This window comes from Chromobacterium violaceum ATCC 12472 (assembly GCF_000007705.1).
GTDB lineage: Bacteria > Pseudomonadota > Gammaproteobacteria > Burkholderiales > Chromobacteriaceae > Chromobacterium > Chromobacterium violaceum.
This window is the reverse complement of sequence record NC_005085.1, coordinates 4,425,782-4,451,586: the sequence shown is the minus strand read 5'-3', so window position 1 is coordinate 4,451,586 and position 25,805 is coordinate 4,425,782. Positions and strand designations below refer to the sequence as shown.

Here is a 25,805-nt window from a genome sequence, read left to right as displayed (position 1 = left end):
GCCGCGCTTCTGGGCGATAATTGCGTCTTTTGCCGGAGACGCCGATGGCCGCCCCGCATTTTCTCAGCGACAGCCAGCTGCAGCAGCTGGCGCCGCAATTGCAGCAATATCTGTCCGAACAGCTGGGGCTGGAGATCGGCAATTTCGACGCCCGCTTCCTGCTGGACTTCATCGCCGAGAAGGTCGGCAGAGACATTTACAACAAGGCGCTGCAGGATGCGCAGACCGCGTTGTCGGCCAGGATGGAAAGCCTGCAGGCGGCGATCTGGGAACTGGAACGCTAGCCGCGCTGCCCGCGGCGGCGGCATTGAGGTTACAATCGGGCTTCCCTTCCTTTTTTGACTTGCGGTGTCGATGCTCTACTTGCGCTTGATGTTGAGAGGCTTCCTGCTGGCGGTGCTGCTGGTGGTGCTCGGCTTCGCCTGTGTCGCGTGGAGCATCGTCGACTACGGCAGCGGCGACGAGGTGCCGGGCGCCGACGCCGCGCTGGTGCTGGGCGCCGCCGCCTGGGGCAACAAGCCCTCTCCGGTGTTCCGCGAGCGCATCAACCACGCGGTCAAACTGTATCAGAGCGGCAAGGTGCGCTGGATCGTATTCACCGGCGGCACGCCGGAGCCCGGCTATCCGGCCGAGGCGGATGTCGGCCGGGAATTCGCCGCGCGCCAGGGCGTGCCGATGACGGCGATGCTGGTGGAGAACCAGTCGCGCACCACCTGGCAAAACCTGTCCAACGCCCGGGACCTGGGCAACCAGTTCGGCATCCGTTCCTATCTTTTGGTCAGCGATCCGCTGCACATGCGCCGCGCGGTGCTGATGGCCGGAGATCTTGGCCTGCGCGCCTACCCGGCCCCCACCCAGTCCAGCCGCTTCCGCACGCTGGCCAGCTGGTCGCGCTTTCTCGCGCGCGAGACCTGGCTCTATGTCGGTTACCGGGTATTCCGGCAGCTATCCTGATGGCTGTGGATAACAATGCCTTTTGCCGCATGCTGTGGATAAATGGCGTAGACAAGAAAAAAGCCGGCGATCGCCGGCTTTTCCCTATCTGGAGCGAGCCTCAGGCGGCGTGCCACAGATCGATCAGTTCGCTGGCCTCCAGCGACTTCACTTCGGTGCGGGCTTGCAGCCAGGCCACCAGATCGGCGCGCAGCGCTTCGTCGATCTGCACGCCGCTGATCGGGAAGGCGACGCCTTCCAGGCGGTTTTTGCCGTCGAAGTGGCCGCCGAAGCTGATGCCGGCTTCGTCGAAACGGGTCAGCCAGCCGTCCAGCAGCGCGTCGGCATCCGCGCCGTCGTGCAGCTCGGCCACCAGGTGGAAGCCCAGCTCGCGGAATTCGCCTACGCGCATTTTCTTGCGCTGGCGGGCGTTCAGCCGTTTCAGGCGTTGAGCGGAGTTGGGATTGCGCGGGAATGCCATGGTCGATCCTTATTCGGAAAATGCGCTGAATGATAGCAGGTTTGCCGGCTGGAGACGCTCCAGCCGCCTAGGCGACGGCATTTGTCCGACGATTAATTGTAATAAATTGACATTGTGCTCATTTATGTCGTGTGGCTAATATCATCATTCTGTTTAGAAATTAACCACAAAAAGACGACAAAGTGATGAAAGAGATCAAAAAGACAGTTCTGGCTTCCGTGATATTGAGCGCGATGATGACCGCATGCGGCGGGGGCGGCAGCTCCTCCGCGGATGGAGGATCGGGCAACGCTCCGTCTGTAGCCTTTTATCAACGCAGCGCCGGCGGCGTCGAAGTCGGCACGCTGGATTGCTCGGGCGCCAGCTGCAAGGTGCCGGCCAGCGCAAGCGGCGCGGCATCGGGCTCGGTCTATCGTTACAGCAACACCACTGGACGCGATCAGACGCTGCAGTTGACTGGCCCGGTGACGTCCGCCTGGCAGGCGGAGTTCGTGCGCATCAGCGGCGGCGACACTTCCACCCAGTTCAAGCAGTCGGGATCGGGCCTGCGCGGCGCCGGCCGCGAAGTGGCGGACCGGTTGGAAGCCGAAAGCCAAGCGGTGCTGAACGCGGTGGCGAAGAACAGCAGCAACGGCGCGCTGCAGCGCTTGCAGCTGCAGCACTCGGCCAAGCTGAGCGGCGCCCAGGCGGCATTGCAGCAACAGGCCTACGCGCTGGGCGACGCGCGCACCTGGCACGACATGGACGGCGACAGCCCCACCACCTTGAAGGCGGTGCGCGACCTGCCCAACGGCGGCGGCAAAGTTTATGTCTGGGGCCAGAGCGGGCTGGACGTGGGCGTCGACAACGCCCAGGCCGACGCGCTGGCCGAACGCTTCGCCGGCAGCGTCTATCCGCTGGAGGCGAGCGTGGTCAGCGAGCCCTGGGGCAACGACATCCATCCGAGCTGGCGCAGCCTGGCCCTGCCTGGCAGCACCAAGGACGTGCACCTGGTGCTGAGCCGGCTCAACGATCCGGCCAAGACCAGCGGCGGCCGCTTGCTCGGCTACGTGCGCTGGACCAACGCGCTGCTGGCTTCGGCCGCTTCCAGCATGTGCCAGGGCGATGCCGAGTGCGCCGACGTGATCGGCAAAAGCAACGAGGCGCTGGTAACCTTCATCGATCTGGACACCTTCGCCAAGGCCGATAGCCCGGGCAACTGGTCGATGAAGGACAACGGCCCCAGCCTGGCGCTGTCGACGATGGCGCACGAGTACCTGCACGTGCTGTACGCTTACAACAAGATCCTGCGCCAGAAGCCGGGCTCCGCACCGACCACGGTGTGGGAGAACGAACTGGCGGCGCAGACCATGGGCTACCTGGTGTCGGCCGACACCTACACCGGCGGCCGCGGCCGCGACGCCAATTCGCACCCGGACCTGCGCCCGCGCGGGGACTTCGAGCAGTTCCTGGCCAAGCCGGCATGCAATCTGAAGGGCTGGAGCGTCGCCGCCGACGACTACACGTGCTATCCGAAGGCGCTGGCGCTGGGCATGCAGATGCTGCACCAGTTCGGCCCCGGCGTGATGAAGCCGTGGGTGACCGGCCCGAGCAAGGGAGAGAGCGCTTTGAACGACGGTTTGCGCGCGGTGGGCGCCGGCGATTACGGCAGTCTGCTGCAGCGGCTGACCACCACGCTGGCCCTGGGCAGCTACAGCCAGGAAGTGGCCGGCTTCGGCTTCCCGGCCAAGACCATCACGCTGCCTGCCAACCAGTACTTCCCGGCGGGCAAGATCCTGCAACTGCCGGCGGTGCGCTTCCAGGCGTCCGAGGTGGGTTGGCGCAACGACAGCAGCCAGGAGACCTGGCGCCAGCCGCTGGCCGTGTCGCGCGGCGCGGCTCGGATCACCGTGCCGGCCAATAGCCATCTGCTGCTGGTGAAACCGTGATGCGGCGCGCGCTGTGGCTGCTCGCCCTGACGCCTTCGCTGCTGGCGATGGCTGCGCAGCCCTGGGAAAAGGGCGTGCTGGTGGAGGTGGGCGCCTATCCGCTGGTGAAGCTGGGGATAGAGCGCAGCGACGGCGCGGTGATGGCGATACGTCCGGCGGAGGCGGGCAAGGGCCTGGACCAGGCGGCGCTGAAACGGCTGCGCCGCCAATTGGGCCACGAGATCCGCTACCGGGCGGCCGGCTATGCCGACAGTCCGGTGTATGGCCGGGAAGTGATCTTGCAACAGGCGGAAGCCGAGCGCTGAGCGCTGCTGTTCAGCGCAACGCCCATCCGGCATGATGCCGGGTGGGCGTTTTGAATCGGGAGGCGCCATGCGCGTACTGAGCCGACAGAGTTTCCAGGACATGCCGTGGGCCAATGGCGGCGGACGCACCTGCGAGTTGTTCCGCCTGCCGCATCCGGACCGGCGCGACGCGTTCGCGCTGCGGCTATCCATCGCCGAAGTGGCCGAAGGCGGGCCGTTTTCCCACTTCGCCGGCGTCGACCGCTTGCTGGGCCTGCTGGAAGGCGAGGGCATGGAGTTGAGCCTGGCCGACGGCCGCAGGCTGACGCTGGACGCGCCGGGGCAGGTGGTGGCTTTCACCGGCGAGATCGGCATCCAGTGCCGGTTGCTGGGCGGGCCGCTGCACGACTGCAACCTGATGCTGGCGCGCGACTGGGGACGGGGCGATCTGGAGCGGCTGTCGCCGGCGGACGGAGAAACCGCGCGGCTGGAAGCCGCGGATCTGGTCCTGCTGTATCTGCAGCGCGGCGAGTGGTCGCGCGACGGCGAGGATTTGCCGAGCGGCAGCCTGCTGCTATTGGAGAACGAGGCCGCCAGCCTGCGCGCGAAGGACGGCGCGATCGCGTGGCTGGCCACCGCGCGCCGCCTTCCGGCGTGACGCGGTCGCGGGCATGAAAAAGCCGGGCGCGCGCCCGGCTCGGTTCTGGCCGCGTAACGTCACAGCCCGAGCTCGCTCCACAGCGCGTCGACGCGCGCCTTGACCGCGTCGTCCATCACGATGGGCGTGCCCCATTCGCGGCTGGTTTCGCCCGGCATCTTGTTGGTGGCGTCCAGGCCCATCTTGCCGCCCAGGCCGGAGATCGGGCTGGCGAAGTCCAGGTAGTCGATGGGCGTGTGGTCGATCAGCGTGGTGTCGCGCACCGGGTCCATCCGGGTGGTGATCGCCCAGATCACTTCTTTCCAGTCGCGGGTGTTGACGTCGTCGTCCACCACCACGATGAACTTGGTGTACATGAACTGGCGCAAAAAGCTCCAGCAGCCCATCATCACCCGCTTGGCGTGGCCGGGGTACTGCTTCTTGATGCTGACGATGGCCATGCGGTAGCTGCAGCCTTCCGGCGGCAGGTAGAAGTCGACGATTTCCGGGAACTGCTTCTGCAGGATGGGCACGAACACTTCGTTCAGCGCCACGCCCAGGATCGCCGGCTCGTCCGGCGGCTTGCCGGTGTAGGTGCTGTGGTAGATCGGATTCTCGCGCATCGTGATCCGGTCTATGGTCAGCACCGGGAAGCTGTCCTGCTCGTTGTAGTAGCCGGTATGGTCACCGTAGGGGCCTTCCAGCGCCATGTCGTTCGGGTGGATATGGCCTTCGAGCACGATTTCGGCGCGGGCGGGCACTTGCAGGTCCGACCCCAGGCATTGCGCCAGCTCGGTACGGCTGCCGCGCAACAGGCCGGCGAACTGGTATTCGGACAGCGTGTCCGGCACCGGCGTCACCGCGCCCAGTATCGTCGCCGGGTCGCAGCCCAGCACCACCGCCACCGGGTAGGGCGTATCCGGATTCTGCTGGCGGAATTCGCGGTAATCGAGCGCGCCGCCGCGGTGGGCCAGCCAGCGCATGATCACGCGGTTCTTGCCTATCACCTGCTGGCGGTAGATGCCGAGGTTCTGCCGCTTCTTGTTGGGGCCGCGGGTGACGGTCAGGCCCCAGGTGATCAGCGGCGCGGCGTCGCCGGGCCAGCAGTGCTGGATCGGCAGCTTGCCAAGGTCCACCGCCTCGCCTTCCCAGACGATGTCCTGGCACGGCGCCTTTTTCACTTCCTTGGGCGCCATCGACAGCACCTGCTTCAACAGCGGCAGCTTGTCCCAGGCGTCTTTCAGGCCCTTGGGCGGCTCCGGCTCCTTCAGGTAGGCCAGCGTCCTGCCTATCTCCCTGAGCTGCATCACGTCGTCTGCACCCATGCCCATCGCCACGCGCTCGGGCGTGCCGAACAGATTGGCCAGCACGGGGAAGTCGTAGCGGCGGCCGTTGTCGACCGGCTGCTCGAACAGCAGCGCCGGACCGCCTGCCTTCAGCACGCGGTCGCCGATTTCGGTCATTTCCAGATGCGGGGAGACTGGCGTCTTGATGCGCTTCAGCAGCTGTTTTTGTTCAAGTTGGGCAATGAATTCCCGTAGATCGGCATATTTCATGACTGTTTCATGATCTGACGCAAAGTGTGAGAGGAGGGGCTTGGATAATCTGCCTGCGGACGTCGCACGCTACTGCCGGCGTGTTCGGCTGTCAACGCCGGCATGGTTTATGGCGGCATTACTCGACCCATTGGAGAACAGAACATGAAGAAGCTCGCACTCGCCGCCATGATCGGCATGCTGTCCGCAGGCGCGTTCGCCGCCCAAGGCGACATTCTGGCACGTTTCCGCGTGATCGATGTCGATCCCTCGTCCAGTTGGGACAATTCCGCAGTGGCCGGCCTGAACGTCGAAGGCAAGTCCGCCGTCGCGCCGGAGCTCGATTTCACCTACATGATCACCAACAATATCGGCGCCGAGCTGATTCTTGGCACTTCCCGCCATAAGGTGACCACCAACGCCTTCGGCGATGTGGGCAAGGTATCGGTGCTGCCGCCGACCGTGACGCTGCAATACCATTTCACGCCGGAAGCGGCCTTCCGCCCCTATGTCGGCGCCGGCATCAACTACACCCGTTTCTACAGCAACGGCCTCCAATTGCCGAATGGCACCAAGCTGGACGTGAAGAACAACAGCTTCGGCCCGGCGCTGCAGATCGGCGCCGACTACGCGGTCAACAAGAGCTGGTTCGTCAACGTCGACGTGAAGAAATTGTGGGTGAAGACGGATGTCAGCGCCGCCGGCACCAAGCTGGGCACCTTGAAGCTCGATCCGTGGGTGTTCGGCATCGGTGTCGGCACCAAGTTCTGATCCGGCCAAGCCACCGGCCATGCGAGGACGCCTGCGGGCGTCCTTTTTCTTTGTGGCGGAATGTAAACGATTGATGATGTTGACATTGCGCATGAAGTCGCCAATGCTGGCCGCTGCCCACGCTTCGGAATCGGCGGCGGAGGCGGAGGAAAGGCGGTGGATTTGTCGCGCCGGCGACATGAAAAGCGGCGCTTGGCGACATGAATCGCACGTTTCAGACAAGTCTGTTGTCAAAATGCATCATTTCGATGCGAACCATTCGAAGTTTTTCGCGTCCTCCGAAAGAGGCGGGACGCGGGTTTTTTTCAGTGAAAAGAGCAACTTATCCCGCCGGCTTGGCTTGTTGGGCGCGCGAGGCGGAAAAGTGCGCTGAGGTCTTGAATTTACAAGGGATTTTCGCGGCCCCGACAATCGTTTTTTTGTTAAAATGGCGCCCTTTTTCGTGGCGGGGAAGATCGATGGCTCTCCTGGAAATCAAAAATGTGGTCAAACGCTTCGGCGACTACACGGCTGTCAACGACGTCAGCCTGTCGGTCGAGGCGGGCGAGTTCTTCACCCTGCCGGGACCCTCCGGCTGCGGCAAGACCACCTTGCTGCGCATGCTGGCCGGTTTCGAACAACCGGACGCCGGCCAGATTCTGCTGGACGGCCAGGACATGTCGCAGGTGGCGCCGGAGAAGCGTCCGGTGCATACCGTGTTCCAGAGCTACGCGCTGTTCCCGCACATGACGGTGCGCGAGAACATCGCCTTCCCGCTGAAGATGGCCAAGTGGGACAAGCGCAAGATCGCCGCCCAGGTGGATGAATTGCTGGAAGACGTGCGTCTCACCCAGTTCGGCGACCGCTATCCGCACGAGATGTCGGGCGGCCAGCGCCAGCGCGTGGCCATCGCCCGCGCGCTGGTGGACCGTCCGCGCTTGTTGCTGCTGGACGAGCCGCTGTCCGCCCTCGACGCCAAGCTGCGCGAGGAAATGCAGATCGAGCTGATCAATCTGCAGAAGGAAGTGGGCATCACCTTCGTCTACGTCACCCACGACCAAGGCGAGGCGTTGGCGCTGTCGCACCGCATCGCGGTGATGAGCCACGGCAAGGTGGAGCAGCTAGACGCGCCGGAGAAGCTGTACAGCTATCCGAAGAACCGCTTCGTCGCCGACTTCCTCGGCCAGTGCAACGTGCTGGAAGGCACGGTCAAGGCGCTGCACGGCGACGCCATGACCGTGGCGCTGAAGGGCTGCGGCGACGTCAAGTGCCAGGCGGTGGCGGGCGTCAAGGAAGGCCAGCAGGGCTGGCTGGCGCTGCGGCCGGAGAAGGTGAAGCTGGACAAGGAGTTGCCGGAACTGCCGGACGAGGCCTATTTTAAGGGCCGCGTCCATGATTGCCTGTACCTGGGCGACGTCACCCTCTACGTGGTGGAGGTGGCCGACGGCGTGCTGGTGGAGGCGATGCAGCCCAACAACATTCCCGGCGTGGCCAAGTTCTTCGACGACGGCGACGTGGTCGAGATCGCCTGGCGCTTCGACGCCGGCAGCTTCCTGACGGAGTAAGCGATGGCGATGCGTGATCGTTTCGGCAAGTGGGCGCTGTCCTGGCCCCCCTTGCTGTATCTGGTATTGTTCTTCCTGATTCCGTCGCTGATCATGCTGGTGGCCGCGTTCCGCCAGCCCGGCGACTACGGCGGCCTGGCGCCGCTGTTCACCATCGAGGACGGCCAGCGCGTCTGGCAGCTGACGCTGGACAATTTCCACCGCCTGGTGGAGGAGCCGCTGTACATCGAGCTGTTCATCAAGTCGGCCGGCTACGCGCTGACCACCACCGTGGTCTGCCTGCTGATGGCTTATCCGCTGGCCTGGCTGATCGCCCGCTCCGGCAAGAAGTACCGCGACCTGCTGCTGCTGTTGGTGATCCTGCCGTTCTGGTCCAACTTCCTGATCCGCATCTACGCGTGGATGATCATCCTGGGGCCGCAGTCGGCGTTCACCAAGGCGCTGAACCTGGTGCTGACCACGCTGGGCTTCGAGCCGGTGCGGCTGCTGTTCACCTCGTTCGCGGTGATCGTCGGCCTGGTCTACGTGCATCTGCCCTTCATGGTGCTGCCGCTGTACGCCAACCTGGAAAAGCACGACATGGCCCTGCTCGACGCCGCGCAGGATCTGGGCGCCAACGCCTGGCAGCGCTTCTGGCGCGTGACCTGGCCGCTGAGCCTGCCCGGCGTGTTCGCCGGTTCGGCGCTGGTGTTCATCCCGGCCTTGGGCATGTTCGCCATTCCGGACATTCTCGGCGGCACCGAGTCCATCATGATAGGCAACCTGATCAAGCAGCAGATCCTGGACACCCGCGATTGGCCGTTCGGCTCGGTGCTGTCGATCATGCTGACCGGCGGCGTGCTGCTGATCGCCGTGCTGGGGGCCGTGGTGGCCAGAAAGGGGAAGGCGCGTGGCTAAGAAACAATCGAAATGGCTGTGGGCTTCGGCCGGCCTGACCTATCTGTTCCTCTACCTGCCGCTGGTCATCGTGGTGCTGTACTCGTTCAACGATTCGCGGCTGAACGCCGAGTGGGTGGGTTTCACGCTGAAGTGGTACCAGAAGCTGTTCCACAACGAGAAGATGCTGACCGCGGCCGGCAACTCGCTGCTGATCGGCATCATCGCCAGCTTCTTCGCCACCATCCTGGGCACGCTGGCTGGCATCGCGCTGCATAAGTACAAGCTGAGGTTGCTGCCCTTCCTGGTGCTGACGCCGATCGCCATCCCCGAGCTGCTGATGGGGGTGAGCCTGGTGATCTTCTTCGTCATCGTCAACCAGCTGATCGGCATCCTGGAGCTGGGCTTCGTCACCATCCTGCTGTCGCACATCGCCTTCTGCATCGGCTTCGTCGCCATCGTGGTGCGGGCGCGGATGCAGGGCATGGACGACAGCCTGGTCGAGGCGGCGCGCGATCTGGGTGCCACGCCGTTTCAGGCCTTCCGCCTGATCACGCTGCCGGTGATCAAGCCCGGCATCATCGCCGGCGCGCTGATGGCGTTCACGCTGTCCATCGACGACTTCGTGATCACCTTCTTCACCGCCGGCGCCGGCGCCAGCATGCTGCCGCTGGAGATCTATTCGATGATCAAGATCGCGGTGACGCCGGAAGTGAACGCAGTATCCAGCTTGTTGATGCTGCTGACGCTGGCGCTGATCGTGATCGCCACCAAGGTTTCGCCGAGCGCGCTGCGCGCCAACAGCTGAACGGGGCGGCGCGAGCCGCCCGGCCGAATGGCCGACCCGGCGGCAAGGCGTTTTGCGTTGCAGCATAATGCCTTGCCGTCGCCGCCGCACCCGGGCGACGCAAGGGGGTGTCTCCCGGTTTTCTCGTAGTATCACCAAGCTGTGCAATACAAAGGAAACGATATGAAGAAGATCCTCGCGATGCTGGCGCTGGCGGCCTCCACCCAGGCGTTCGCCGCCGAAGAGCTGCATCTGTACAACTGGAACAACTACCTGTCCGAGAGCGCGGCCAAGAATTTCGAGGCCTATTGCAAGTGCAAGCTGGTGCAGGATTACTACGGTGACAACGAAGAACTGCTGGCCAAGCTGGCCGCCGGCGCCAAGGGCTACGACATCGTGGTGCCGACCGGCTTCGCCGTCGACGCGCTGATCAAGCAGGGCAAGGCCCAGCCCCTGGACAAGGCGCAGTTGCCCAACTTCAAGAACCTGAACCCGGGTTACCTGAACAGCTTCTTCGACAAGGGCAACAAGTACTCCGCCCCGTACGCGTTCACCACCACCCTGATCGGCTACAACGAAACCAAGCTGAAGCAGCTGGGCCTGGCCGACAAGGTGAATAGCTGGGCGCTGATCTTCGATCCGGCGCTGTTGGCCAAGATCAAGGGCAAGGTCACGGTGCTGGATTCGCAGCGCGAGCTGATCGCCGCCGCGCTGATGTATCTGGGCAAGCCGGCCAATTCCACTAACCCGGCCGATTGGAAAGCCGCCCGCGACGTGATCCTGAAGGCCAAGCCGTACTGGGCAGCCTTCAACAACCAGTCCTACATCAAGGAACTGACCGTCGGCAACATCTATGTCGCCTTCGGCTACTCCAACGACATGTTCCAGGCCCAGCAGGACGCCAAGAAGGCCAAGCGCGCTTTCGCGCTGAACTTCAGCCTGCAGAAGGAAGGCAATACCCTGTCGCTGGACAACTTCGTGGTGCTGAAGGACGCGCCGCGCAAGGATCTGGCCTACAAGTTCATCAACTTCATGCTGGACGGCAAGAACGCCGCCGGCCTGACCAACGAGATGGGCAACGGCAATCCGAACGCCGCCGCCGGCAAGTTCGTCAAGACCGAGCTGACCAAGATCCCGGCGATCTTCCCGACCAGCACCGACCTGCCGCGCCTGCAGCAGCTGCACGATCTGAACGCCAAGGATCGCCGCGAGCTGAACAAGGTGTGGTCCGAGATCAAGCTGAAGTAAGAGGGTCCGCGCGATTCAGCAAAAAGGCCGGGAAGTTTCCCGGCCTTTTTCTATATATGTGTGCTGGGTCAGTCCAGGTGTAGCCGCAGCAACTGGCTGATCTTCTCGACGCGGTGATCGACGTGCGCCGGCTTGCGCGGCTCGCGGCTTACCCAGATCGTGGTCATGCCCAGCTCCTTCGCCGTCAGCAGATTGGGCAGCGAATCCTCCACCATGATGCAGTGAGCGGGATTCAGGCCTTCGCGTGCCAGGACGGTCTGGAAAGCGTCAAGGTGAGGCTTGGGCACATAGTTCAGCCGCTCCACGCCGTATACCGATTCGAAATGATGCTGTATCCGCATCCGCTGCAGGATGCCTTCCACGTAATGCTGCGGTCCGTTGGACAGGATGATCTTGCGGCCGGGCAGCGCGCTCAGGTTTTCCGCCAGCCTGTCTTCGAATTGCAGCCACTGTTCCAATACCTCCACCGGGTGGGTCTCGATCAGGAACTGTTGCGGATCGATGCCGTGATGGGTGGACAGGCCGTGCATGGTCGCGCCGTACTGGGCCCAGTAGCGGGAGCGCAGCGCGCAGGCCTCCGCCTCGTCCACGCCGAGTTGGCGCATCATGTATTCGGTCATCAGCTTGTTGATATGGTCGAAGATGCCGCCGCTGGCGTGGTGGAGGGTGTCGTCGAGGTCGAAGATCCAGGTCTTGTGGTTCACGTTCGATGCTGCATGAAAAGGTGGACCGCAGATTATCCATTCATGGCGGCCGGCAGGCTAGTGGAGGCCATTGCATGGCAGCTTCAAATCCTGTTTCTATTGTTATCAGCGGTTTACAGTGGTTTGACCAGATTTTTTCAATTTCTTTGCAGAAAGGTGTTGACGGGTCCGGGGTCGGGGCGTATAGTTCGCCTCCTCAGCTGACGCAGCGAACGAAACAGCGGAAACGAAACGGTTCCGGTGATGACGACGCAGCGACCAGCACTGCTCTTTAACAGAACGAATAACCGATAGGTGTAAGTGCTTGGCGAAAGCCAAATACTTGCACTGCAAGAGATAGGAAATACCAGTTATTTCTTTGAACTTGCGTGCCAGAAATTGCTAAGAGATTGAACTGAAGAGTTTGATCCTGGCTCAGATTGAACGCTGGCGGCATGCTTTACACATGCAAGTCGAACGGTAACAGGGTGCTTGCACCGCTGACGAGTGGCGAACGGGTGAGTAATGCGTCGGAATGTACCGTGTAATGGGGGATAGCTCGGCGAAAGCCGGATTAATACCGCATACGCCCTGAGGGGGAAAGCGGGGGATCGAAAGACCTCGCGTTATACGAGCAGCCGACGTCTGATTAGCTAGTTGGTGAGGTAAGAGCTCACCAAGGCGACGATCAGTAGCGGGTCTGAGAGGATGATCCGCCACACTGGGACTGAGACACGGCCCAGACTCCTACGGGAGGCAGCAGTGGGGAATTTTGGACAATGGGGGCAACCCTGATCCAGCCATGCCGCGTGTCTGAAGAAGGCCTTCGGGTTGTAAAGGACTTTTGTCAGGGAGGAAATCCCGCTGGTTAATACCCGGCGGGGATGACAGTACCTGAAGAATAAGCACCGGCTAACTACGTGCCAGCAGCCGCGGTAATACGTAGGGTGCGAGCGTTAATCGGAATTACTGGGCGTAAAGCGTGCGCAGGCGGTTGTGCAAGTCTGATGTGAAAGCCCCGGGCTTAACCTGGGAACGGCATTGGAGACTGCACAGCTAGAGTGCGTCAGAGGGGGGTAGAATTCCACGTGTAGCAGTGAAATGCGTAGAGATGTGGAGGAATACCGATGGCGAAGGCAGCCCCCTGGGATGACACTGACGCTCATGCACGAAAGCGTGGGGAGCAAACAGGATTAGATACCCTGGTAGTCCACGCCCTAAACGATGTCAACTAGCTGTTGGGGGTTTGAATCCTTGGTAGCGTAGCTAACGCGTGAAGTTGACCGCCTGGGGAGTACGGCCGCAAGGTTAAAACTCAAAGGAATTGACGGGGACCCGCACAAGCGGTGGATGATGTGGATTAATTCGATGCAACGCGAAAAACCTTACCTGCTCTTGACATGTACGGAACTTGCCAGAGATGGCTTGGTGCCCGAAAGGGAGCCGTAACACAGGTGCTGCATGGCTGTCGTCAGCTCGTGTCGTGAGATGTTGGGTTAAGTCCCGCAACGAGCGCAACCCTTGTCATTAGTTGCCATCATTCAGTTGGGCACTCTAATGAGACTGCCGGTGACAAACCGGAGGAAGGTGGGGATGACGTCAAGTCCTCATGGCCCTTATGAGCAGGGCTTCACACGTCATACAATGGTCGGTACAGAGGGTTGCCAAGCCGCGAGGTGGAGCTAATCTCAGAAAACCGATCGTAGTCCGGATCGCACTCTGCAACTCGAGTGCGTGAAGTCGGAATCGCTAGTAATCGCAGATCAGCATGCTGCGGTGAATACGTTCCCGGGTCTTGTACACACCGCCCGTCACACCATGGGAGTGAGTTTCACCAGAAGTGGGTAGGCTAACCGCAAGGAGGCCGCTTACCACGGTGGGATTCATGACTGGGGTGAAGTCGTAACAAGGTAGCCGTAGGGGAACCTGCGGCTGGATCACCTCCTTTCTAGAGACTGGCGATTGCCAAGTACTTACAGCCTATCGGTTATTCAAGTTAAGGGCATTTTCGATGAAAATCTGCGCAGCTCTGCGTTGAAAGCCTCCTCGTGTACTCGATGTACACGTCGTCAGCTTTCGCCTGGATCTGCTTGATTTTGATCGAAAAGGATGTGGTATCAAACGACTACTGGGTTTGTAGCTCAGCTGGTTAGAGCACTGTGTTGATAACGCAGGGGTCGTAGGTTCGAGTCCTACCAGACCCACCAGTATTTTTTGGGTCAGGCAAGGCGCGAAGAAGCGAAGTGTGCTCATGCACATGAGCGACTGAGCAACGCAGCATCACCCAAAAAGAGGGGGATTAGCTCAGTTGGGAGAGCACCTGCTTTGCAAGCAGGGGGTCGTCGGTTCGATCCCGTCATCCTCCACCATACGCCGCAAACAAAATCGAATTGAGAAGTTTGATTTTGTTTGCGTTGTAAAACGCCCGATCTTTAACAAACTGAAGAAGCCGAATATATAAGACGGCGAGATGAAAGCGTAGAGTTAACTCTTTACGCGGACAAATCGTCATCTTGGGTATTTGATTGTATCTAAGGCTGCGTCGCCATATCAAAAGGGGCGGTGCAGTCGTCGCACAAACACGCTCCGTCGTTTTGGTGATTTAGGTTACTGAAATGATAGGGTCAAGCGACTAAGTGCATCTGGTGGATGCCTTGGCGATCACAGGCGATGAAGGACGTGTAAGCCTGCGAAAAGCGCGGGGGAGCTGGCAATAGAGCTTTGATCCCGCGATGTCCGAATGGGGAAACCCCTCCGCAAGGAGATCCCTGACTGAATACATAGGTCAGTGGAGGCGAACCGAGTGAACTGAAACATCTAAGTAACTCGAGGAACAGAAATCAACCGAGATTCCGTAAGTAGTGGCGAGCGAACGCGGAACAGCCTGTACGTGTTATGGATTGTGTTAGTGGAAGGTTATGGAAAGGACCGCCATAGTGGGTGATAGCCCCGTACACGAAAACACATTCCAAGGACTAGGCGTACGAGAAGTAGGGCGGGACACGCGAAATCCTGTCTGAAGATGGGGGGACCATCCTCCAAGGCTAAATACTCGTGATCGACCGATAGTGAACCAGTACCGTGAGGGAAAGGCGAAAAGAACCCCGGGAGGGGAGTGAAATAGAACCTGAAACCGGATGCATACAAACAGTGGGAGCGGACTTGTTCCGTGACTGCGTACCTTTTGTATAATGGGTCAGCGACTTACGTTCAGTAGCAAGCTTAACCGAATAGGGGAGGCGTAGGGAAACCGAGTCCGAATAGGGCGTCTTAGTTGCTGGGCGTAGACCCGAAACCGAGTGATCTATCCATGGCCAGGATGAAGGTGCGGTAACACGCACTGGAGGTCCGAACCCACTAGTGTTGCAAAACTAGGGGATGAGCTGTGGATAGGGGTGAAAGGCTAAACAAACTCGGAGATAGCTGGTTCTCCCCGAAAACTATTTAGGTAGTGCCTCATGTATCACTTCCGGGGGTAAAGCACTGTTATGGCTAGGGGGTCATTGCGATTTACCAAACCATGGCAAACTCTGAATACCGGAAAGTGCGAGCATGGGAGACAGACGGTGGGTGCTAACGTCCATCGTCAAGAGGGAAACAACCCAGACCGCCAGCTAAGGTCCCAAATGATCAGTTAAGTGGTAAACGAAGTGGGAAGGCCTAGACAGCCAGGATGTTGGCTTAGAAGCAGCCATCATTTAAAGAAAGCGTAATAGCTCACTGGTCGAGTCGTCCTGCGCGGAAGATGTAACGGGGCTCAAACTGATAACCGAAGCTGCGGATGGGCACGTAAGTGTCCGTGGTAGGGGAGCGTTCTGTAGGTCTGTGAAGGTGTCTCGTAAGGGATGCTGGAGATATCAGAAGTGCGAATGCTGACATGAGTAGCGATAAAGCGGGTGAAAAGCCCGCTCGCCGAAAGCCCAAGGTTTCCTACGCAACGTTCATCGGCGTAGGGTGAGTCGGCCCCTAAGGCGAGGCTGAAAAGCGTAGTCGATGGGAAACGGGTTAAAATTCCCGTACTTTTGTGTAGTGCGATGTGGGGACGGAGAAGGTTAGGTCATCAGACTGTTGGAATAGTCTGTTTAAGCCGGTAGGCGTGAGGGGTAGGCAAATCCGCCCTTCTTTAACGCCGAGACGTGATGACGAGGGTCTACGGACCTGAAGTGACTGATACCACGCTTCCAGGAAAAGCCACTAAGCTTCAGCTACACAAGAACCGTACCGCAAACCGACACAGGTGGGCAGGATGAGAATTCTAAGGCGCTTGAGAGAACTCAGGAGAAGGAACTCGGCAAATTGATACCGTAACTTCGGGAGAAGGTATGCCTCTTAGAGTGTAGGACTTCGCGTTCGAAGCTTTGAGAGGTCGCAGAGAATCGGTGGCTGCGACTGTTTAACAAAAACACAGCACTGTGCCAACACGAAAGTGGACGTATACGGTGTGACGCCTGCCCGGTGCCGGAAGGTTAAGTGATGGGGTGCAAGCTCTTGATCGAAGCCCCGGTAAACGGCGGCCGTAACTATAACGGTCCTAAGGTAGCGAAATTCCTTGTCGGGTAAGTTCCGACCCGCACGAATGGCGTAACGATGGCCACACTGTCTCCTCCTGAGACTCAGCGAAGTTGAAGTGTTTGTGAAGATGCAATCTCCCCGCTGCTAGACGGAAAGACCCCGTGAACCTTTACTGTAGCTTTGCATTGGACTTTGAACAGACTTGTGTAGGATAGGTGGGAGGCTTTGAAGCCAGGACGCTAGTTCTGGTGGAGCCGTCCTTGAAATACCACCCTGGTGTGTTTGAGGTTCTAACCTTGGTCCGTGATCCGGATTGGGGACAGTGCATGGTAGGCAGTTTGACTGGGGCGGTCTCCTCCCAAAGTGTAACGGAGGAGTTCGAAGGTTACCTAGGTACGGTCGGAAATCGTGCTGATAGTGCAATGGCAAAAGGTAGCTTAACTGCGAGACCGACAAGTCGAGCAGGTGCGAAAGCAGGACATAGTGATCCGGTGGTTCTGAATGGAAGGGCCATCGCTCAACGGATAAAAGGTACTCCGGGGATAACAGGCTGATACCGCCCAAGAGTTCACATCGACGGCGGTGTTTGGCACCTCGATGTCGGCTCATCACATCCTGGGGCTGTAGCCGGTCCCAAGGGTATGGCTGTTCGCCATTTAAAGTGGTACGTGAGCTGGGTTCAAAACGTCGTGAGACAGTTTGGTCCCTATCTGCAGTGGGCGTTGGAAGTTTGACGGGGGCTGCTCCTAGTACGAGAGGACCGGAGTGGACGCACCTCTGGTGTACCGGTTGTGACGCCAGTCGCATTGCCGGGTAGCTAAGTGCGGAAGAGATAACCGCTGAAAGCATCTAAGCGGGAAACTTGCCTGAAGATGAGACTTCCCTGGAGGCTTGACCTCCCTGAAGAGTCGTTCGAGACCAGGACGTTGATAGGTCGGGTGTGGAAGCGCTGTGAGGCGTGAAGCTAACCGATACTAATTGCTCGTGAGGCTTGATCCTATCATTTGAGTGGCTTGGAGAATCCAAGGCGCGAAGATAGCGTGTGTGCGACACGATCAGATACCGAATATTCAGAATCAGAGAGGATCTCTGGTTCAGGCTTCTTGAGTTTGACCAGTTTATGTCTGGTGGCCATAGCGAGGTGGTCCCACGCCTTCCCATCCCGAACAGGACCGTGAAACGCCTTAGCGCCGATGATAGTGTGGCATTCGCCATGTGAAAGTAGGACACCGCCAGACGCCCATACGCAAAACCCCAGCTCAGACGAGCTGGGGTTTTTGCATTGTGCGCGCGGATCGCGCGACTTCCTGCCCGTTTCCATGAAAAACCCCGCCAGTTGCCTGGCGGGGTTTTTTTATTGCCGTGTCGCAGGGAAGCTCGTAGCTCAACCTGTTTCCAGGGCTTTTCTAATGACACGATGCCGCTTTCGGCACGCCTGTGCTATTTATTCTGATGCTTGACCGTCCTGCCGATTCAACAGCGTTCCAATGTCCTCCTCGTTCCATACCCTGATGCCATGTTGGCTCAGCAAGCTGGCGGCCACGCCTTGCCCCTCGCGCAGGCGCGATGAAAAACTGCCATCGTAAATCTGTCGATTGCCGCAAGATGGACTATTGGCTTTCAGCAAGGCCTGCGCGCAGCCGCTTTCTCTGGCGATTTCCAGCGCGCGCTGCGCGCCGGCGATGAATTCCTGGGTGACATCGGAGCCATTGCCGGTCCGGATTCGGGCTGTTCCATCCAGCACATCGTCGCCGGCACCGTCGATAATCTCCGCTGCCGGTCTGGGCGTGGGCAGCCCGCCCAGGCATTCCGGACAGACTGGGATCAGGTCCCAGCGTTGCCTCAGGGCTTCCCATTGCGGGCTGGAGAGCGGTTTGGATTGGCCATCGTAGCGTACAGGTTGCCCCAGCAGGCAGGCGCTGACCAACAGCGTCGGTTTCTTCATTTCAGCCTCGTTTCCAGCAAGTCAGCCAATTGTTGCACGGCTGGGCGGATAGCGTGATCGTCGATGCCGGCGTAACCCAATACCAATCCGTTGCGGTATGGGGTATCTAGGAAGTGGCGGGCCAACGGCCTGAGCCACAACAGGCGCTCGGCTGCGGCAGCCTGCAGTTCCCATTCATCAAAGCCGTCCGGCAGTTCGGCCAGAAGATGCATGCCGGCGTCGCCGCCATGAAGCGACATGGCGTGTCCCAGATATTGGTCTGCCGCATGCTTCAGCAGCTGCTGGCGGCGCTGGTACAGCTCGCGCATGTGTCGGATATGGCGGGCGAAATGCCCCTGCGCGATGAAGTCCGCGACGGCGGCCTGTTGCAGATAGCTGCCTTCGCCTTGCAACCTGGCCTGGCAGCGGCGGTAAGAATCGACTAATTCGGGGGGCAGCACCAGGTAGGCAAGCTTCAAGCTGGGGAACATGACCTTGCTGAAGGTGCCGAGATAGATCACTCGGCCATCCCGATCCAGGCTTTGCAACGCGGCCAGCGGGGCCGAGGCATAGCAGAACTCGCCATCGTAGTCGTCTTCTATTATCCAACTGCCGTGGCGGCGGGCATGCGCCAGCAGTTCCAGCCGGCGCGGCAGCGCCATCACTGCGCCGGTCGGATATTGGTGGGCCGGCGTGACATAGATGATGCGGGGAGGGGCCGCCTCCGGATCCGGACGCAAGCCTTGCTCGTCCACGCGGATGGCTTGGCAGCGGAGGCCGGCGGCCTGCATGGCGGCTTGCGCGCCAGCGTAGCCGGGCTCTTCCAGCCAGATGGCATCGCCTGGGTCGGCCAGCAACTGGGCCAACAGCGTCAATGCGTTTTGGGCGCCTGGGGCGATGATGATTTGTTCCGGTTCGCAGCGGACCGAGCGGGTCAGGTACAGATATTGGATCAGAGCGCTTTGCAATGCCGGGAGGCCTCCCTGATGTTGGTAATGCAGCCATTCCAGCGGCGCCGAGCGCTGTTGCCTGGCGAGGCACTGTTGCCATGCCTTGTGCGGGAACAGTTCCAGTTCAGGCAGGCCTGGCACGAAGGCGCCGAGCTTGCGGACCGGCAGCCGGCTGCTTGCGGTCAGGCGTTGGCCGCGCTGGGAGAGTGGGCGCGCAGGCGCGGTGGAATGGCTGGTTTGCGAGGTACTGTTGGTGAAGACGTCGCAGACGTAGGTGCCGGAGCCGTGGCGACTTTCCAGATAGCCTTCGGCTGCCAATTGGTCGTAGGCGGAGAGCACGGTATTGCGCCCCAGCTGCATGGCCTGGGCCAGCGCGCGGCTAGCGGGCAGTACGCTGCCGCCAGCCAGCCGGCGTTGGCCTATCAGTTCGCGCAGCTGGCGGTAGAGCTGTCGCGACAGGTGTTCGCCGTTGTCGCGCGCCAGCCTCGGCCTCAGGTAATCGGCTATCCAATCATTGTCCAAAGTGGTTCCGTCAGAATGAGAGAAGTGGAGCTATTTTCATGATGACTTTCCGCTTAGCATACCAGCATTGCCAAACAAACCAAGGAGTGGGCGCCATGATCAGCCAACAGGAGTTTTACGAGGCCAAGCTGGCCTATGAGATCGATGCCGCCGATGTCGCGCAAGCGCTTGCCGGCGGCGACCGGTCATTGCTGTTGATCGACACCCGCAGTGTTGAGGCGTTCGATCACGAAACCATACCCGGCGCATTGAGCCGCCCCCATCGGCTCATGACCGCGGAGAACACCGCCGATCTGCCGCGAGATATCACCTTGGTGGCATTTTGCGACGGCATAGGCTGCAACGGCTCGACCAAGGGCGCGTTGAGGCTGACCCAGCTAGGTTTCAAAGTGAAGGAGCTGCAGGGTGGCCTGGATTGGTGGAAGCGGGACGGCTATGCGACCACCCGAGACAAAGGCTGCGGCAAGGAGGTGTGCGATGCGTGTTGACTGGGATGCGTTGGCGCAGCCGGCGGAAGCGAATGCGAACGGCCAGATGGTGGGCATGCGGGTGGCGTGGCCAGGCGCGCGTCACCCGCCGCGCCAAACGCTGGAGGGCCGGTACTGTCGCGTGGAGCCGCTGGACAGGGCGCGGCACGGAGAGCAACTATTCGACGAACTGCATAAGATTCCAGGCGGCGCGAACTGGACTTACCTCAGTCATGGCCCTTTTCCTTGCCTGGAGGATTGGCTGCAGTGGGTGAGCGCGAATTCCCTGCGGGACGACCCGCAGTTCTATGCGATCGTCGACCAGGCGGATGGCGCGGCGATCGGCTTGTGCAGTTATCTGCGCATCGCGCCGGAAGATGGCAGCATCGAGGTGGGATTCTTGAATTTCTCGCCCAGATTGCAGCGCAGCCGGCAGGCGACCGAGGCGATGTACCTGATGATGCGCCGCGCTTTCGAGTTGGGCTACCGCCGTTATGAATGGAAATGCGACGCGCAGAATGCGCCGTCGGTCAAGGCGGCGCTGCGGCTGGGCTTCACCTTCGAGGGCCTGTTCCGGCAAGCGCGCGTCAACAAGGGCCGCAATCGCGACACGGCGTGGTTCTCTATCCTGGATGGCGAGTGGCCGGCGAGGCGCGCCGCATTGGAAGCCTGGTTGGATGAGGACAATTTCGACGCGGGCGGCAGGCAGCGAAGCCGTTTGTCGCAGATTGTTGCGGCGCAGTCGTAAATCGCGCGGCGGGCTTCTAGCCTGAGGATGGCGGCGCTACAATAGATGCTTGTAAACGTAGATAGTGTTGCCTGATGAAATCCCTGCCGCGCAATGCCCGTATTCGGGGCGAGCCTTACCTGCCCAACCGCTTCATTTTCGGCGATGCCGTCGACGAGCAGGGGCTGGAGGGCGCCGAGTATCTGGTGCATACCGAATCCCCCGCCTTTGTCTGCCGCCTGGTAGGCAATGACGATACCGACTTTCCCGGCCGCGAACGCGATGGCCTGGCCAGCGCGGTGTTGTTCGACGAGGAGGAGAATCTCACCGTCTATGTCTGCAATCTGCGGCTGAAGCTGTTCGACTTCAATTTCTACGACGAGATCGAACCCAGCGTCGGTGAGCTGCAGGAAATCTGCGACGAGGCGATGCGCGTTTATCAGCGCCTGCACAAGGCTTACGCCGACCGCGACGCGGCCGGCCCGGAGCCGCGCGAAATGCGCGCCGGTCCGACCAAGCCCTTGCCGCCGGCCGAGCGCCAGCAGGCGGTCGGCAGGTTGGCGGAACAAGCGCGCCAGGCGGTGGGCAAGCCCATGGAGTTGGCGCAACTGGCGGCCGCGGTGCAAATGGCGCTGATGGCCGGCGACCAGGCGGTGTTCACCGAGGCGCAGCTGTCGCTGATGGCGGAGCCGGCCGCGCGCCAATTGCTGGTGGGCTGCGCGCGCGACACCGTGGCCTTTCCCGAGGTGATGCGCAAGGACGGCAATGTGGTGTCGTTCGAATTGTGGGCGTTGCCGTTCGCCTTTTCCCGCAGCCAGGGCGGAGTCTGGTGGCATTTCCCGAGGCTGGAGTCGCTGGAGGTGGCGCTGGCCGACGCCTTGGAGGTGCCGGAAAAGTCCATTTTGTGGATTTCCCCGACCCTGTTCACCGTGGACATGCTGAACGAGCGCGCTTGCCAGGATCTGGTACAGCTGGCGCAGGTGATGGATGCCGGCTGCGATTTCGCGCCGCTGGATCCGGAGTCGTCGCGGGCAACCTTTGAGGCGGCGAGCAAAACCTCGGAGCCGCAGCTGGTGATGAGCTGGATTCCATTCCTGGTCGAGCGCGGCGCGCTGCCGCCGGAGCGCGCGCGCCGCCTGGCGCGCCGCGCGCTGGATGCGGCGATGCCGCTGGTGCAGCAGGCGATCGCCGCCGAAATGGAGTATGGCGAAGCCGAGCTGTTCGCGCCGCTGCCATGGTGGGAGGCCCTGTCCAGCGGCATGCGCGCCTGGAACCGCAAGCGCCTGGGCATTTCGGTGGCGCTGTTGGCGACGAGCCAGGGCGGCATCGAGCAGTTGGAAGCGGTGGCCGAGTATCAGCCGGAGATTCAGGGCTACGAGGTCGGACTGCGCGTGAAAGGCAGCGAAGAAATCGCCGCCCGCGTGCCGTGGCTGGTGGTGCCGGACGTGGCTCCCGACCGCGACGCGAGCTGGCGCGATCTGGCCGACTGCCTGAAGGATGCGGGCATTCCGCTGTCGCAGAGTGTCGCGCGGCTGCATTGAGCGGCCCCGCCTGCGGGCGTGCCAAAAACAAAAGGGGCCATAGGCCCCTTTTGTTTTGCGCGGCTATTTCTGCCAGTAGGTTTTGACGTTGACGAATTCGTACAGGCCGAATTCGGACAGCTCGCGGCCATAGCCCGACGCCTTGACGCCGCCGAAGGGCAGCCGCAGGTCGGAACTGGTGTGGCGGTTGATGAATACGCTGCCGGCCTCGATCCGGCGCGCCAGTTGCCAGGCGCGCTCATTGTCGGCGCTGTAGATGCTGGCGCCCAGGCCGAAGGGCGTGTCGTTGGCCAGGCGGATCGCATCGGCCTCGTCCGTCGCGCGCAGTATGCTGGCGACCGGGCCGAACACTTCTTCATGGTAGACGCGGCAGTCCGGATTGACGCGATCCAGCACGGTGGCGGGATAGTAAAAGCCTGGCGTATGCGGCATCTGGCCGCCCAGCCTCAGTTCCGAGCCATGATGACAGGCATCCAGCACTTGCGCGTGCAGGGCCTCCCGCAGATCGGCGCGGGTCAGCGGCGACAGGGTGGTGGCCGGGTCGCGGGGATCGCCGGCGCGCAATTTGGAGGCTTCGCCGCAGAAGGCTTCGACGAAGGCGTCGGCGATTTCCGGGACCACGATCATCCGCTTGGCTGCGTTGCAGCTCTGGCCCGCGTCGCGGAAACGGGAGTTGGCGGCGTCGCGCGCAGCGGCCTCGATATCCGCGTCGGCGAGCACGATGAAGGGGTTGCTGCCGCCGAGTTCCAAAACCGTCTTCTTCAGGTGGCGTCCTGCCAGCGAGGCGATCGCGCGGCCGGTCTGGGTGGAGCCGGTGAACGCCACGGCATCGCATTGGCGGATCGCTTCCTCCACCAGCTCGGTTTCAATCCAGGCGATGTCTAGCACGCGCAGGCCCGCCTGTCGGACGATGTCCAGCAGCAGCTGGCTGCATTGCGGCACCGACGGCGCCGGCTTCACCAGGCAGGCGTTGCCCGACATCAGCGCGGGGATGGCGAAGCGCAGCACCTGCCATACCGGGTAGTTCCAGGGCATGACCGCCAGGACCAGGCCCAGCGGTTCGAAGGCCACGCCGCTGCGGCTGGCCTGGGTGGCGATGCGCAGCGGCTGCAGCAGTTCGGGCGCCAGTTCCGCGTAATAGCGTATCAACTGAGCCGACTTGTCTATTTCCGCCAGGCATTCCGATGTGCGCTTGCCTACCTCCAGCGTAACCAGGTCAGCCAGGGCCTCCCGCTGCTGCGACAAGAGATCCGCCAGGCGCAGCAGGCGTTTTGCTCGCTGCTCTACGTTCAAATCCGCCCACGCGCCTTGGGCATCGCGCAGTTGCCGCAGGCTGACTTCCAGGGCGGACGGGTTCCAGGAGGGACGGGTGAAGCACACTTCGCCGGACGAGGGATTGCAACTGGTGAAGGCGGTCATGGTCTGAAGGGGGCAAAGACTTTACTGTAACAAAAAATCATGACTGTGATGGTGGAATGGGCATGATTCGATTGTTGTTTCCACGCCTACGCTAGACAAGTTTCCTCCAATTTTTCCTGTCCTATTTGTCAGATTCAGTTATTTCGGTCTGGTCTTAAATTTCTCCTGCCTTTACGAACTGATAATAGGAGGTTGAAATGAAAGATTTTTTTCCGCTGCAACAAGGTGGACTGGTACTGGAGTGGGTCAATACTGAAACTAAGCTGCGACAGTTGTGGGCGTTCCGTCACAGAATCTTCCGGGAACAGCTGCAGTGGGTGCCCTTATGCGAGGACGGTTTCGATCGGGACGCATACGATGATTTTTCCGACAACTTGGTATTGTGCCGGGATGGCGAGGTCGTCGGCGCGATACGGTTGACTACCGGAGAGCATCCTTTCATGTTGGAGGAAGAGTTCTCGCGCTTGCTGGCGCCGGGCGAGCGGATAGGCAAGGGGGCGGAATATTCGGAAATCACCCGACTGGCCGTGGACAGGGAAGCGCTGGGCGCGCGCGAGTCCATCATGGCGGCCAGATTGCTCTATCTGGGCGCGTGGCTGTGGTCCCAGGTTCAGGGCGTGCGCTGGATGTATTTCGTCGTGGAGCCGGTGTTTTACCGGCGCCTGGTGATGATGGGCTTCCCCATCGTGCCGGTAGGCATACCCCGCCCACTGGATGGCGGGGTGATGTCGATGACGGGCTTGCTGGACTGGAGGCAGGCGAAAACCGAGCTTATCCGTTCACTAACTCGCGGGGTGTCATCGCCAAGTGCATGCCAAGCACTATGGCATGAGTACGATTATTCGCATTGAGCTTGCGGATCACATTGGCGACGTGAAACTTCACCGTTCTCTCGCTGATGTTGAGGATGGTGGCGATTTCCCAGTTGGTCTTGCCGCGGCTCATCCAATGGAAAATGTCGTATTCGCGTTGCGATAGCGGCATATTGCTGGGCGATGCCGGCGGCAGGTTGGCGATCCGGACCGCTGCCTGATGCAGATGGGGCGTCAGGCAGTTCAGCATGGCGACCAAGGCCGCGTTGCGTCCGGGTTCCTTTCCGCCGATGGACAGGATGCTGCCGACGTTGTTGCGGTCGGAGGCCGCGCTGAACGTGATGCCGCTGCCCATGCCGTTGCTGGAGGCTTCCGCGATGAAGCGCTTTTCCTCCGAGCCTTTGGCGCGGCTGAAGCGCTCTTCCCAGATGACCGGTCCCTGGCCCAGGTGGATGCGCATGATGGGATCGTGCTGGGCGAAGTTTTCCTGGGAGTACTGGTTGAGCCAGTCGGATGGGTAGCTGACGTTCAGAACCTTCTCCATTCTCTGGATCTGATTCTGGTTGTTCAGGCGTCCCAATACCAGAATGATGCGGTCGGACGGGGCCTGGCTCAGGATGTTGTCAAGGAAGGCCTTGAGCTCGCCCTCGGTTTCGATATGCCCGGCCATGTGAATCCACTCCAGCAATGTCCATTGCTGCGACGCGGTGAGGCCGGCCGGGAGCGGTCTTGCATTGATGGGTTTTGAAGTCACCATGAGCGGGTCTTCCTTGTTCTTGGTTCTGTGTGTCGCAGATAGTGCCCCACATGCTTGTTGCATGTAAGACCCTGCGGATTTGAATTCATATGAATTGTTGCTTTTTCGTCATTGAGTATACCAAATTTGTAAGAGTATGAATCCTAGGAAAATTACTGATATTTCATCATTTTATTTGTCATAACCTCATTCGTTACAAATAGAAACATGTTTGCAATGGAAAATAATTTGACTTTTTTTGAATTGCGAGAATGGTGTGAGCATCCGGTCCGAAATAGAGCGAAATGAGATAGTTGCATTAATATCATTATTCTCTAATGTAGAATTGCACCTGTTTGACTGAGGCGCCAGCAAGGCTGGGTGTCGCATTTCAGGTTCATGTGAACGTCATAAATTGTAAGCGGAAGCTAATAAATTCTGGCAAGCGAACGCTTTAAAGCGCATAATTGGAACGCATAAAATAATTG

At 60.6% G+C, this 25,805-nt stretch carries 22 protein-coding genes, 2 tRNA genes and 3 rRNA genes; 20 read left to right on the top strand and 7 right to left on the bottom strand.

Going from position 1 to position 25,805, the window contains the following annotated elements; all coding sequences use genetic code 11:
* Window positions 1-44: 44 nt before the first annotated feature.
* The gene (locus tag CV_RS20345; RefSeq protein ID WP_011137657.1) at window positions 45-284 is read left to right on the top strand and encodes a DUF2164 domain-containing protein; all 240 of its coding nucleotides are present in this window, start codon (window positions 45-47) and stop codon (window positions 282-284) included.
* Between the two features lie 70 nt (window positions 285-354).
* Window positions 355-954, top strand: a complete 600-nt coding sequence (locus CV_RS20340; RefSeq protein WP_011137656.1) for a YdcF family protein — start codon at window positions 355-357, stop codon at window positions 952-954.
* A gap of 100 nt (window positions 955-1,054) precedes the next feature.
* Here CV_RS20340 and CV_RS20335 read toward each other — a convergent pair whose 3' ends face one another.
* Window positions 1,055-1,414: a YggL family protein gene (locus CV_RS20335; protein ID WP_043596837.1), complete on the bottom strand. Its 360-nt coding sequence runs from the start codon at window positions 1,412-1,414 to the stop codon at window positions 1,055-1,057.
* A 185-nt stretch (window positions 1,415-1,599) separates the two neighbouring features.
* On the opposite strand from CV_RS20335, the gene CV_RS20330 reads away from it, so the two are divergent.
* From CV_RS20330 to CV_RS20320, 3 genes are all read left to right on the top strand, one after another.
* On the top strand, window positions 1,600-3,342 hold the full coding sequence (locus CV_RS20330) for a M30 family zinc metallopeptidase (protein WP_011137654.1): 1,743 nt from the start codon (window positions 1,600-1,602) through the stop codon (window positions 3,340-3,342).
* Window positions 3,342-3,647, top strand: a complete 306-nt coding sequence (locus CV_RS20325) for a hypothetical protein (protein WP_011137653.1) — start codon at window positions 3,342-3,344, stop codon at window positions 3,645-3,647. Before CV_RS20330 ends, CV_RS20325 begins: the two co-directional genes overlap by 1 nt.
* A 67-nt stretch (window positions 3,648-3,714) precedes the next feature.
* Window positions 3,715-4,284, top strand: a complete 570-nt coding sequence (locus CV_RS20320; protein ID WP_011137652.1) for a HutD family protein — start codon at window positions 3,715-3,717, stop codon at window positions 4,282-4,284.
* A gap of 59 nt (window positions 4,285-4,343) precedes the next feature.
* Here the strand turns inward: CV_RS20320 and ubiD are convergent, their stop codons facing one another.
* Window positions 4,344-5,819 carry a 4-hydroxy-3-polyprenylbenzoate decarboxylase gene (ubiD, locus tag CV_RS20315; protein WP_011137651.1) on the bottom strand — a complete coding sequence of 492 codons (1,476 nt, stop codon included), beginning with the start codon at window positions 5,817-5,819 and terminating at the stop codon, window positions 4,344-4,346.
* A 144-nt stretch (window positions 5,820-5,963) separates the two neighbouring features.
* Here ubiD and CV_RS20310 point away from each other — a divergent pair, with 144 nt between their 5' ends.
* The 6 genes from CV_RS20310 to CV_RS20290 all read left to right on the top strand — a co-directional run bounded on the left by CV_RS20310 (window position 5,964) and on the right by CV_RS20290 (window position 11,024).
* Window positions 5,964-6,569, top strand: a complete 606-nt coding sequence (locus CV_RS20310) for an OmpW/AlkL family protein (RefSeq protein ID WP_043596835.1) — start codon at window positions 5,964-5,966, stop codon at window positions 6,567-6,569.
* A gap of 73 nt (window positions 6,570-6,642) precedes the next feature.
* Entirely contained in the window at window positions 6,643-6,942 is a 300-nt protein-coding gene (locus tag CV_RS23725) for a hypothetical protein (RefSeq protein ID WP_139794220.1), read from the top strand.
* Between the two features lie 85 nt (window positions 6,943-7,027).
* Window positions 7,028-8,113, top strand: a complete 1,086-nt coding sequence (locus CV_RS20305) for an ABC transporter ATP-binding protein (protein ID WP_011137649.1) — start codon at window positions 7,028-7,030, stop codon at window positions 8,111-8,113.
* Between the two features lie 3 nt (window positions 8,114-8,116).
* The gene (locus CV_RS20300; protein WP_223938117.1) at window positions 8,117-9,010 is read left to right on the top strand and encodes an ABC transporter permease; all 894 of its coding nucleotides are present in this window, start codon (window positions 8,117-8,119) and stop codon (window positions 9,008-9,010) included.
* Entirely contained in the window at window positions 9,003-9,797 is a 795-nt protein-coding gene (locus CV_RS20295) for an ABC transporter permease (RefSeq protein WP_043596832.1), read from the top strand. Before CV_RS20300 ends, CV_RS20295 begins: the two co-directional genes overlap by 8 nt.
* A 162-nt stretch (window positions 9,798-9,959) precedes the next feature.
* Window positions 9,960-11,024 (top strand): ABC transporter substrate-binding protein, encoded by a 1,065-nt coding sequence (locus tag CV_RS20290; RefSeq protein ID WP_011137646.1) that lies wholly within the window; start codon window positions 9,960-9,962, stop codon window positions 11,022-11,024.
* Window positions 11,025-11,092: 68 nt separating this feature from the next.
* Here CV_RS20290 and CV_RS20285 read toward each other — a convergent pair whose 3' ends face one another.
* A complete protein-coding gene (locus CV_RS20285; RefSeq protein ID WP_011137645.1) occupies window positions 11,093-11,728 on the bottom strand; it encodes a pyrimidine 5'-nucleotidase in 636 nt (211 codons plus the stop codon).
* 391 nt (window positions 11,729-12,119) lie between these two features.
* Between CV_RS20285 and CV_RS20280 the strand changes: the two genes are divergently transcribed.
* From CV_RS20280 to rrf, 5 genes are all read left to right on the top strand, one after another.
* Window positions 12,120-13,655 (top strand): 16S ribosomal RNA (locus CV_RS20280).
* Window positions 13,656-13,837: 182 nt separating this feature from the next.
* Window positions 13,838-13,914: transfer RNA gene (locus CV_RS20275), tRNA-Ile, on the top strand.
* Window positions 13,915-14,000: 86 nt separating this feature from the next.
* Window positions 14,001-14,076: transfer RNA gene (locus tag CV_RS20270), tRNA-Ala, on the top strand.
* Between the two features lie 253 nt (window positions 14,077-14,329).
* Window positions 14,330-17,218 (top strand): 23S ribosomal RNA (locus CV_RS20265).
* 124 nt (window positions 17,219-17,342) lie between these two features.
* A 5S ribosomal RNA gene (gene rrf / locus CV_RS20260) occupies window positions 17,343-17,457 on the top strand.
* Together the 16S, 23S and 5S rRNA genes with 2 tRNA genes alongside form the textbook arrangement of a ribosomal RNA operon.
* 206 nt (window positions 17,458-17,663) lie before the next feature.
* Here rrf and CV_RS20255 read toward each other — a convergent pair.
* Together CV_RS20255 and CV_RS20250 are read right to left on the bottom strand one after the other, a co-directional pair.
* Window positions 17,664-18,164, bottom strand: coding sequence for a DUF523 domain-containing protein (locus CV_RS20255; protein WP_011137644.1), 501 nt, complete (start codon window positions 18,162-18,164; stop codon window positions 17,664-17,666).
* The gene (locus CV_RS20250) at window positions 18,161-19,615 is read right to left on the bottom strand and encodes a PLP-dependent aminotransferase family protein (protein ID WP_011137643.1); all 1,455 of its coding nucleotides are present in this window, start codon (window positions 19,613-19,615) and stop codon (window positions 18,161-18,163) included. Before CV_RS20250 ends, CV_RS20255 begins: the two co-directional genes overlap by 4 nt.
* A 95-nt stretch (window positions 19,616-19,710) precedes the next feature.
* On the opposite strand from CV_RS20250, the gene CV_RS20245 reads away from it, so the two are divergent.
* From CV_RS20245 to CV_RS20235, 3 genes are all read left to right on the top strand, one after another.
* Window positions 19,711-20,103, top strand: a complete 393-nt coding sequence (locus CV_RS20245) for a rhodanese-like domain-containing protein (RefSeq protein ID WP_011137642.1) — start codon at window positions 19,711-19,713, stop codon at window positions 20,101-20,103.
* Window positions 20,093-20,830 carry a GNAT family N-acetyltransferase gene (locus CV_RS20240; RefSeq protein WP_052278882.1) on the top strand — a complete coding sequence of 246 codons (738 nt, stop codon included), beginning with the start codon at window positions 20,093-20,095 and terminating at the stop codon, window positions 20,828-20,830. The genes CV_RS20245 and CV_RS20240 overlap by 11 nt, the downstream gene beginning before the upstream one ends.
* Window positions 20,831-20,904: 74 nt before the next feature.
* Window positions 20,905-22,350, top strand: a complete 1,446-nt coding sequence (locus tag CV_RS20235) for a hypothetical protein (protein ID WP_011137640.1) — start codon at window positions 20,905-20,907, stop codon at window positions 22,348-22,350.
* Window positions 22,351-22,413: 63 nt separating this feature from the next.
* Here CV_RS20235 and CV_RS20230 read toward each other — a convergent pair whose 3' ends face one another.
* Complete coding sequence (locus CV_RS20230) at window positions 22,414-23,769, bottom strand: NAD-dependent succinate-semialdehyde dehydrogenase (protein WP_011137639.1); 1,356 nt, start codon at window positions 23,767-23,769, stop codon at window positions 22,414-22,416.
* A 197-nt stretch (window positions 23,770-23,966) separates the two neighbouring features.
* Between CV_RS20230 and CV_RS23145 the strand changes: the two genes are divergently transcribed.
* The gene (locus CV_RS23145; RefSeq protein ID WP_011137638.1) at window positions 23,967-24,620 is read left to right on the top strand and encodes an acyl-homoserine-lactone synthase; all 654 of its coding nucleotides are present in this window, start codon (window positions 23,967-23,969) and stop codon (window positions 24,618-24,620) included.
* Here CV_RS23145 and CV_RS20220 read toward each other — a convergent pair.
* Entirely contained in the window at window positions 24,541-25,401 is an 861-nt protein-coding gene (locus tag CV_RS20220; protein ID WP_080509080.1) for a LuxR family transcriptional regulator, read from the bottom strand. The genes CV_RS23145 and CV_RS20220 overlap by 80 nt on opposite strands.
* Between the last annotated feature and the right edge of the window lie 404 nt (window positions 25,402-25,805).

What these genes read in the sequence shown, in the direction of transcription:
- CV_RS20220 (WP_080509080.1), bottom strand. Translation starts at nt 25,401, where the DNA reads ATGCAACAAGCATGTGGGGCACTATCTGCGACACACAGAACCAAGAAC.
- CV_RS23725 (WP_139794220.1), top strand. Translation starts at nt 6,643, where the DNA reads ATGATGTTGACATTGCGCATGAAGTCGCCAATGCTGGCCGCTGCCCAC.
- CV_RS20230 (WP_011137639.1), bottom strand. Translation starts at nt 23,769, where the DNA reads ATGACCGCCTTCACCAGTTGCAATCCCTCGTCCGGCGAAGTGTGCTTC.
- CV_RS20310 (WP_043596835.1), top strand. Translation starts at nt 5,964, where the DNA reads ATGAAGAAGCTCGCACTCGCCGCCATGATCGGCATGCTGTCCGCAGGC.
- CV_RS23145 (WP_011137638.1), top strand. Translation starts at nt 23,967, where the DNA reads ATGAAAGATTTTTTTCCGCTGCAACAAGGTGGACTGGTACTGGAGTGG.
- CV_RS20235 (WP_011137640.1), top strand. Translation starts at nt 20,905, where the DNA reads ATGAAATCCCTGCCGCGCAATGCCCGTATTCGGGGCGAGCCTTACCTG.
- CV_RS20290 (WP_011137646.1), top strand. Translation starts at nt 9,960, where the DNA reads ATGAAGAAGATCCTCGCGATGCTGGCGCTGGCGGCCTCCACCCAGGCG.
- CV_RS20245 (WP_011137642.1), top strand. Translation starts at nt 19,711, where the DNA reads ATGATCAGCCAACAGGAGTTTTACGAGGCCAAGCTGGCCTATGAGATC.
- CV_RS20255 (WP_011137644.1), bottom strand. Translation starts at nt 18,164, where the DNA reads ATGAAGAAACCGACGCTGTTGGTCAGCGCCTGCCTGCTGGGGCAACCT.
- CV_RS20320 (WP_011137652.1), top strand. Translation starts at nt 3,715, where the DNA reads ATGCGCGTACTGAGCCGACAGAGTTTCCAGGACATGCCGTGGGCCAAT.
- CV_RS20300 (WP_223938117.1), top strand. Translation starts at nt 8,117, where the DNA reads ATGGCGATGCGTGATCGTTTCGGCAAGTGGGCGCTGTCCTGGCCCCCC.
- ubiD (WP_011137651.1), bottom strand. Translation starts at nt 5,819, where the DNA reads ATGAAATATGCCGATCTACGGGAATTCATTGCCCAACTTGAACAAAAA.
- CV_RS20305 (WP_011137649.1), top strand. Translation starts at nt 7,028, where the DNA reads ATGGCTCTCCTGGAAATCAAAAATGTGGTCAAACGCTTCGGCGACTAC.
- CV_RS20340 (WP_011137656.1), top strand. Translation starts at nt 355, where the DNA reads ATGCTCTACTTGCGCTTGATGTTGAGAGGCTTCCTGCTGGCGGTGCTG.
- CV_RS20335 (WP_043596837.1), bottom strand. Translation starts at nt 1,414, where the DNA reads ATGGCATTCCCGCGCAATCCCAACTCCGCTCAACGCCTGAAACGGCTG.
- CV_RS20345 (WP_011137657.1), top strand. Translation starts at nt 45, where the DNA reads ATGGCCGCCCCGCATTTTCTCAGCGACAGCCAGCTGCAGCAGCTGGCG.
- CV_RS20325 (WP_011137653.1), top strand. Translation starts at nt 3,342, where the DNA reads ATGCGGCGCGCGCTGTGGCTGCTCGCCCTGACGCCTTCGCTGCTGGCG.
- CV_RS20330 (WP_011137654.1), top strand. Translation starts at nt 1,600, where the DNA reads ATGAAAGAGATCAAAAAGACAGTTCTGGCTTCCGTGATATTGAGCGCG.
- CV_RS20240 (WP_052278882.1), top strand. Translation starts at nt 20,093, where the DNA reads ATGCGTGTTGACTGGGATGCGTTGGCGCAGCCGGCGGAAGCGAATGCG.